The 8126-nt window shown below is 61.4% G+C and carries 8 protein-coding genes; 5 read left to right on the plus strand and 3 right to left on the minus strand.

What is annotated here, in order from left to right; translation table 11 throughout:
• On the plus strand, window positions 1–136 hold a 136-nt coding region (locus tag ABIV12_RS16305), incomplete at its 5' end, for an IS3 family transposase (protein WP_348061285.1).
• A gap of 187 nt (window positions 137–323) precedes the next feature.
• Window positions 324–1061: a hypothetical protein gene (locus ABIV12_RS16310; RefSeq protein WP_348061272.1), complete on the plus strand. Its 738-nt coding sequence runs from the start codon at window positions 324–326 to the stop codon at window positions 1059–1061.
• Window positions 1062–1472: 411 nt separating this feature from the next.
• Here ABIV12_RS16310 and ABIV12_RS16315 read toward each other — a convergent pair whose 3' ends face one another.
• Complete coding sequence (locus tag ABIV12_RS16315; RefSeq protein WP_348061274.1) at window positions 1473–2066, minus strand: hypothetical protein; 594 nt, start codon at window positions 2064–2066, stop codon at window positions 1473–1475.
• A gap of 435 nt (window positions 2067–2501) precedes the next feature.
• Here ABIV12_RS16315 and ABIV12_RS16320 point away from each other — a divergent pair, with 435 nt between their 5' ends.
• Complete coding sequence (locus ABIV12_RS16320; protein ID WP_348061276.1) at window positions 2502–2726, plus strand: hypothetical protein; 225 nt, start codon at window positions 2502–2504, stop codon at window positions 2724–2726.
• A gap of 334 nt (window positions 2727–3060) precedes the next feature.
• Here ABIV12_RS16320 and ABIV12_RS16325 read toward each other — a convergent pair whose 3' ends face one another.
• Complete coding sequence (locus ABIV12_RS16325) at window positions 3061–4662, minus strand: FG-GAP repeat protein (RefSeq protein ID WP_348061278.1); 1602 nt, start codon at window positions 4660–4662, stop codon at window positions 3061–3063.
• 401 nt (window positions 4663–5063) lie between these two features.
• Complete coding sequence (locus ABIV12_RS16330; protein ID WP_348061279.1) at window positions 5064–6188, minus strand: hypothetical protein; 1125 nt, start codon at window positions 6186–6188, stop codon at window positions 5064–5066.
• Window positions 6189–6391: 203 nt separating this feature from the next.
• Here ABIV12_RS16330 and ABIV12_RS16335 point away from each other — a divergent pair, with 203 nt between their 5' ends.
• Window positions 6392–6841 (plus strand): hypothetical protein, encoded by a 450-nt coding sequence (locus ABIV12_RS16335; RefSeq protein ID WP_348061281.1) that lies wholly within the window; start codon window positions 6392–6394, stop codon window positions 6839–6841.
• A 578-nt stretch (window positions 6842–7419) separates the two neighbouring features.
• On the plus strand, window positions 7420–8025 hold the full coding sequence (locus tag ABIV12_RS16340) for an ECF-type sigma factor (RefSeq protein ID WP_348061283.1): 606 nt from the start codon (window positions 7420–7422) through the stop codon (window positions 8023–8025).
• Window positions 8026–8126 lie beyond the last annotated feature (101 nt).

An 8126-nucleotide genomic window follows, 5' to 3' on the forward strand; every position in this document is an offset into this window, starting at 1 on the left:
CGAGCGCTTCGAAACCCGCGACGAAGCCCGAAGCAAGGTGTTCGAATACATCGAGGTGTTCTACAACCGGCAACGGATGCATACCGGGCTCGACTACCAATCACCCGAGCAGTTCGAGAAACTGGCAATTGCCTAATTAACCTGTCCGAAAAATCGGGATCGATCCAGAGGTAATTAAATCGCCAATTAATGGGGACGGAGGTAATTAAATCGCGGTCATGTTGCACGCGACGCAGTCGATGCTGGGCCTGACGAAATCTGAAAAACGGGCTCGAGACTCTGTATACGCGAGCGGCAACAAAACGGGGAATGGAATGAAGCGAATGGCAATCGTCGCGGCTCTGGCGGCATGCTCCGGTCACGCGGCAGCGGCGCCTGAGGAGTCGACGATCGAGAGTTCACGTGCGTTGGATCAACTCGTCAAGAGTACGTCAGTAAGCACGACGACTCCGCTGCCCAATACGTGCGGTGCTGCGCCGCTTCCGCTGACCCCTCAGGGGCCGGTGGTGCACACCAGTTTGACCTACGGAACACGCGCACCGGTTGATGTGGTCGCTTGGCGCTATCCGTGTTCGGCGAGCGATTCGATGATCGTCCTCACGTTGACGCCAACGAATTCCCAAAGTCCCTCTTTCATCTGTGCGCCGCGCTTCCAATTGTTGCAGGCGGGCGGCTTGCAGACGACGGCATTCTCCGTGAAGAACGATCCTGTACCGATCTCCTCTTATTGTGCGGAGGTCGTTGCGCCTGTCACGGTCGCCTTTGTTCCGACCACGCAGACTCCTGCATCCTTTGACTTCGACCAAGGCATGTCCGTCAACTACGATGGACTCAGCGCTGGCCAACAGTACATCGCGATCCCCGCCTACAACCCGGCGCTCTACAACCTGACGCCGCCGCTGGGTTCGAACGCGGTAAAAGTTCACGTGCGAGGGAGTGCCACCAGTTACCGCAACTGCGCGGTATCGATCACGGCGATTGGAGGCGGCTCCGAGTACACGGCAAGCTGCAATGACGAAGCGCCGCTGAAGGCGGGGGGCTTCGAGCTCTACGACTACTGACCGGTTTCAATGACGCCGACGCCCCAATAAATGGGGAGGGCGGGTACCGTTGGTCAAGTCATCTGGCCGCTCGACCGGTGCGAGAGCGAAAGGTGCTAGGGGCGAATGGCACTGACTTAAGGCCGCGCCCACCAATTTCGTCATTCCCGCGACGGCAGGAATCGAGTGATTTCAAGCCAGACGGGTAACGCGCGAGGCGCTGGCTTCCCTCTTTCGCCAGGATGACGGCCTTAAGTCAGTGCTATTCGTCCCTGACACCTTTTTGCGTAGCCGGCGATGCGGAGCAGCTCAAATCCTGCTCCCAAAACGCCCTGACCGCCACCCCGGGCAGGGTCTAGCGCATATTGCCTGCTTAGGCGATCAAGCAACGCGCATCAAACGGACTGCGGTCAGCCAAAGTCCGACGACGATTTATTTGCGGTGCCTCGCGGCGTAAAGAGCGTGGGGAAATCGGTCTGAAGCACGTCGCTGGCGAAACGCACTTGTGATCCAGCAAATGATTAACGCGAGTATGCCGCACGCCCAAGAAGACAAAGAAGGCACAGCATTGCGAGAGGCCGTCGCTCGATTCAAGGTTACGAGCGCAACATCATTACTCGGATCAGGGTCCTGCATGTACGTTGATAGATTGAAGCCGAAGACAAATTGCGCTGGAGCGTCATCCGTTAGTGCAATTTCAAAATGGCAAACGCGAGTATCGCCCGCGGTGAGAGTCGGCGCTCCGACCAAGTAATTTGCTACGTCCCAGTCCAACAAGTAATCGTATCCGCCGTTCGCAAGATCTTCCACGATCAGAAAAAACACACACTCACTGGCGTCGATCCCGGTAAAGCGGATTTCGTTCACATAATGGGTGCTGACACCTATCACGAGTGGAAGATCCACGTCGCCGTTGTTCGTAACTCGAAGCACCATTTCGATCGGTTCACCCGACCTCAGGTTATCCGTCGGCGCAGCTACAAGTGCGAATCCAACATCGGAGGGCAATATGAAATCGCCCGCCAAAGCTGGCCCTCCCCAACACGTACATGCATACAGCATCACGCGGAAACAGGCGTAACCCACACGCTTTCGGGAGGTCATCACATCCATCATAAAATATGCGGCTTACACTCGTGCGATAAAGTGTCGTCGGAACTGCCACTTGCTTGATCGTCTTGGCGTTATTAGACGCATTGATAACACCTGTGTGAAACCAGTCAACGTTAACGGCCGGGTTTGAATAGTACATCACGCGAGTGCACATACCCCCGTTAACGCAGGCCCCTGTCCAATACGACTCGATCGTCCCCATCGAGCTCTTATTGGCGTTGACAGCCCAGTGACCGAACGCATCTGGATTGATGGGTGTGGTGTTGTTAGCAGCTGCTTCGATATTGTGTTCAGAGCCAATCTAAGGGAAAGGAGGTAGTTAAAACGCGCCAAACGAAAACGAAGGGGTTGCACGCGTACGTATTGTTGAGCAATCACGTGCATCTGCTGCTGACACCCAGCGAGGCGGGCGCGCTGTCGCGGATGATGCATCTGTTTGGGCGTAACTACGCTGGACTGTTCAACGGACGTCACCGGCGCACCAGGACCTTGTGGGAAGCGGAAACGGGGCCGGGTGTAATTTTCCTGCGCGACAGCGCTCGTGTATCGTCCACGAACATCGGACGCGTGTGATTTCACTCCGCGCATATTTTGGCTCAGGCTGCCGTCTTTGCCGCAAACTCGCATGCGCATATGGCTCGCCGGCGGGTCGCGAAGTCGACTACCGGGAACGCGTGTTCGGCAATCGACTCCGACCGCGTTCATCGAAATTCTTTTCGTGGCGTGTCGAAATCGAGCGCGCGCGCGGAAAACGGTGTCAGGGACGTCCCTGACACCTTTTTGGGACACCTTTTTGCGAATCGGGCAGCCCCGGAAGGCCTGCCTTCGCGCCTCGCCGCCCGCTCGAGCATCGCATGGCTGCACGGGGGGGGGGCGCGGATCGTCCGTTCAACGACCCTCGCCTCCATCAATCGAACCCGTCGACGAAGATGAAGCTGCTCTGGTAGATCACTTGCACGATGCCCGCGCCGGTAGCTGTCGCGTCGCTGCCGGGAATGCCGATGGCGATGTCGTTGTCACTGTCGCCATTGAAATCACCAACCGCCAACTGCGAGCCGAGGCCGTCGGCGGTGCCGGCCGGCCACGCCGCGTACTGGGGTGTGAGACGCCGCGATTCGGCGCGCTCGGGTGCGAGTTCACCGCCGCTGGATGGAATCACCCAGATCCGGCCCGCTGCGCTGACGCCACCTTCGCTCGCGAATGGACTGGCGACGAGCAGGCTGTCGCGCGTGCCCGCGCCTTCGTTGATGCGTCCCGATGCGAGACGCGCGCCGAACGCCACCGACGCGGTGGAACCGCCCGGAAACATGCTCTCGTGCAGGAACAGGTCGTCCTCGGCCGTGATGCCGCCGGGACCACCGAACAGCACGTTCACCGCACCCGCGAGCGATATTCCGTCGAGTGCCTCGCCGGGCGCGCCGATCGCGAGATCGATGGTCTCGGGGTCGCCGAGCGGCGTCTGTTTGAAGCGTCCTGCCACGATCGCGCTGCCGAAGCGGTCGTTCGCTTCGCAATCGTCGGCGACGCCCGCATGGGTCTGGTTCCAGTAACTCACTCCGGCGGCATCGAGTCCCTCGAGGTCATCGCGGCCGGAGAGCACCATCACCGAACCGGCATTGACGAAGCCGGCGCAGGTCGTGCCAGGAATGCCGACCGCCAGGTCTTCGATGCCGTCGCCGTTGAAATCGCCGGCGGCGAGCGCGAAGCCGATCTGTTCGTTCGCGGTCGGCACCCCTGTCAGCCCGTTGTAGCCGCGGTAGAAGCCCTCGACGGACTCCGGATACAGGCCGCCGACGCCTTGATACACGATGTACGCGGTGCCTGCATTCGCCTGCCCGCTGGTGGTTTCGCCGGGCACACCGATTGCGAGATCGACAAGGTCGTTCTGGTCGAAACGACCGACCGCGAGCGCAGCTCCGAAATGATCGCCGGCTTCGGAAATGCCCGGATAGCCGTCGTAGCCCTGGCGGATCGTGTCGATCAGCGACCAGCCGCCGCCGCTGGCGCGATCGAAGACGAACACGGCGCCGGCGTTGTCGGCGCTCAGGCTGTCGCCCGGTACGCCGACGACGAGATCATCGTCGTCGCTCGCGTCGTGGCCGAAATCGCCGGCCGCCAGCACGACCGGCGGGCCGAGCGTCGTGCCGGGCACCGCCGGCACCGTGATCGTCTCCATCACGAACGGCAGGCTCACGGGTTGCCCGACCGTCCAGGCGGTCCCGAAGAACACGCGCACGAGGTTCGGATGCTCACGATCGGCAACCGCGAGGTCGTCAATGCCGTCGTCATTGAAGTCGCCGACCGCGACGCTGCTGCCGAAGGCGTCATTCTCCGGGGAGATGGCGCCGGGGTTCGGCAACGCGACATTGCCCACCGCGGACAACGGGATCGCGGCACCCGCCCAGGGCGCGCATGCGATTGCCAGCAGGCACGCAAGTGCGCGAGGAACCGGTGCCCGTACGGCGACGCGCGAACGGGTGAGTGAAAACGTGGAAAGAATGGGGTTCATGGATGTGTCGACTCCGGCAGGCCTATCTTCATCCACGCAGGAGGGCAGTGCAAAGGGCCAACTCGCATGCCGCGCACGCGATGCCACCTGCGCAGATCCAGCACGCAGATATCCAGGTCGTTCAAATGCGAATCGGGTTGACGCATGCGCACGCGCCTCGACAGATCGAAGTACGAGACTCTTTCTCGTGGGCGCGCAGGCCAAAATCCTCCACCGCCGCTCACTCGAATTGCGCAGCGAATCGGGGCCGGCGAATCAGGGCCAGGTGTAATTTCCCTGCAACTGCGTCGCACTTTGCGCGTATTCATTCCGCTCGGCGCTCCAGCCGGCCGCGCCAGGCGCGTCCGGCCTGCGAGTGGTCTTTGCGAGGGTGAGTGATTCTGCCCTCAGCGTGGGCCGATTCAGCTGATCAGCGCGGGCGAGCGGTGGCGAATGCGCGCGATCAGCGACAGAGCGCCGTGTTGCAGACGGGTCCGAGCAGACACATCGATCGCGCCAACTGCCTTTTCTGTTTCATCGAGCATCGCACCAAGCCGCGGGTGACGGGCCATCTCGGCGGACAGCAAAGCGGCATAAGGATCCTGCGGGTCATGGATCGGCGACGAATCCGGCGGCTTCGCCCCGTACGCCAGCGCCAGCGCGTCGATGCTGTCGAGTCCGCGCAGCAACGGCAGCGCAAAGCTGCGCAGGCGATGGGCAAGCCACTCGGCGAGCGGCTCGATGTCTTCGTCCCGGAAGATCCAGAATCCCTTGTCGCGGCTGTAGTCATCGATCGGTCCGCTCCAGCCCTCCGCGAGGCGCTCGAACGGAATCGACGCGCCGTACTGGACGATCGTGACGATGCCGATGTCTTCCTGCTTTTCTGCATACATCGCGTCGTACAGCCGTGGGATGTCCACCGTGAGTTTGAGGCGCACTCCGTAAAACCATTCTGGACTGTCGACCGCAAGGAGGTCGAATCGCTGCTCGCCGCATTCGCCTTGGCGAACGAACGACCTTCGCTTCTCGTGCGAGCCCCATCCGTCGTCGGGCAGGCGGGGGAATCCGACTGCCTCGACCGCGGGCCCCATCACGGCGGCCAAGCGATCGAGTAGCGCTTCCTTGTTCGGCAGGCCGGCCTTTCGGCACCAATCCGAATAGCGGCGATCGAGCTGCCACAACACGCGACGACGGCGCTGTCGTGTAAGGTCGGCGCCGAAGATCGCATCGATTTCGGCATCGGCGCGGAGGTTCATGGCCTCCACGAAATCGCGCAGATGGTGCGCCTCGTAGTAGTCGGCGGCAAACCCGTTGCCTTCGTCGTCGAGGTCGTCATCCAGCAGCTTGCCGTCACACTGATCGAACAGCAGCTCGAGACCTGACGTCTCACCGCTGCGCAATTTACTCGCGTGCTCCGTCAGCTCCGCCGACGCAAGATCGCGCAGGATGGCCCACTCCAGAAAAAGACCGATATGCCGACCACCATTTTCGTTTGGCAGGTCGGTTTCGAAGTTGAGGAAGTAATACTCGGCGTCGTCGTATTTCATTGGCGGTGTGGCGGGAGGGTCGGGAAGACGGTTGCGCTGGATTCTAACGTTCTGCGCTTGCTGCGAGGTCACGCTCCGTGTAGAGCGCGAGATATGATCTGTCGCTGGCGATGGTGGGGCGGAGGTATTCGAATTGTGGACAGCTTGCGGCGGAGATCCCCGTGTTGAGTCCGTGGCGCCTGCTTCCCGAACAGGCTCCTTACGTGCTGCCAGGAATGGTGTCAGGTTCAACTGGCTCGTTGACGTGCAGTGACTTCAAGGAAGAGCTCGTGGCCCGCAAAAAGAAAACCAGTCCCGCCGAAGATTTCCTGACCCTCATTGCGATGCTGCCGTGGTGGGTAGGGGTGGCGTTGGCGATCGCGCTCTACTTCGGGCTGCACGCGTTTGCAACGTCCCCGCTTGAAACAGCGTCGCGCCCCGACCAGATGGGCGGCGTGCTCCTCAAGTCGATCGCTCGACAGTTCGCGCAATTCGGCCAGTTCCTGATTCCGTTTTTGTGCCTGGTCGGCGCTGCCGCATCCGCATGGCGTCGCCACCAACGGAAAAAGCTCGCCGCCAACGTCTCCGCAAGCGGCGCAGCAGACGTGAATGAGCTGGCAACAGATCGAGCAATTGGTCAATTCATGGGGCGGGGGCAAATGGCACTGACTTAAGGCCGCGCGCACCAATTTGGTCATTCCCGCGAAGGCAGAAATCCAGTGACTTCAAGACAGACTGGTAACGCGCGAGGCGCTGGCGTGCCTCATTCGGGAGGATGACGACCTTAAGTCAATGCAATTCGGGACAGCGGTAATTCAAGAAATCAATCCTGTTCGCGCGGGCATGGTCGAGTCGCCAGCGAATCGGGCCCAGGTGTAACTTCCCTGCGCGTGCGTTGTACATTTCGCGCATCCATTCCGCTCGGCGCTTAAGCCGGCCGCGCCATGCGCGTCCGGCCTACGAGCTGCCTCGACGAGTGCAATTGATGTTAATCCGGTCTGGGGTAGTGAAGAGCCCACGGCCCGCCAATGTGTCTATCGCCTCCTGCTCGAAGATGCGCTGGACGATGAGCGGGCGCCGGCGATCCGCGCCGATCTTCAGCGGCAGCGTGCGTTGTGCTCGCGACGAGTCCGGGCGGACCTCGAGGAGTTGCTCGGACGATGCATGACGGGACGGCTCGCGCGCCAGCCAAGGTGTCAGAGTCTGTGACCTTCATGTGTAGTAGAAAATCTGGCCAATCGTCGCGTTTTCGATGACCATGAATGCACCGCAGGGGATCTTCATGGATTTGGAACAGACGCCGCTGGACGACATCACCCACTGGCTGAACTCGGTCGGCGAAGGTGATACGGCGGCGCTGCGCCGGTTGGCGACGGAGACCTATCTGGAGCTGCGCCGGCTGGCGCATGCGCAGCTGAGGCATCGCGAGCAGCACACGTTGAACACCACCGGCCTGGTGCACGAGTGGTATCTGCGCATGGCCGGTGCTGGCAGCATCACGTTGCACAACCGCAAGCATTTTTTTGTCCTGGCGGCAAAAATCATGCGTCAGGTAACCTGCGCTTACGCGCGCGAGCGCGTGGCGGCCAAGCGCGGGGGAGGCGAGCGTGCCGTGCCGATCGACGAGGTCGAAGAAGCTGCGTTGAAGGATGCGGATCGCTTCATCGAACTCGGCCACAGCCTGGAGCGTCTCGCTGCGCGCGAACCCCGGTTGGCCCTGGTGGTCGAGCTGCGTTTCTTCGGCGGCCTGACCGAGGACGAGGCGGCCGAGGCAATGGACACCTCGGTGCGCAGCGTGCAGCGGCTGTGGGCGGAGGCGCGCACGCAACTCCTGCAGGACGTCGAGCCGGTGCCGTGACGAAACCGTCATGGCGGAGTTTTCTGCGTTTGTGCGTATGGGTGCGCGTATGCCCAGCTTGCTTGCCCACTCCTTCCACCGGTTCCTGCCATGAGCATCGA

This window comes from Dokdonella sp. (assembly GCF_039926425.1).
In the GTDB taxonomy this organism is placed as follows: Bacteria; Pseudomonadota; Gammaproteobacteria; order Xanthomonadales; family Rhodanobacteraceae; genus Dokdonella_A.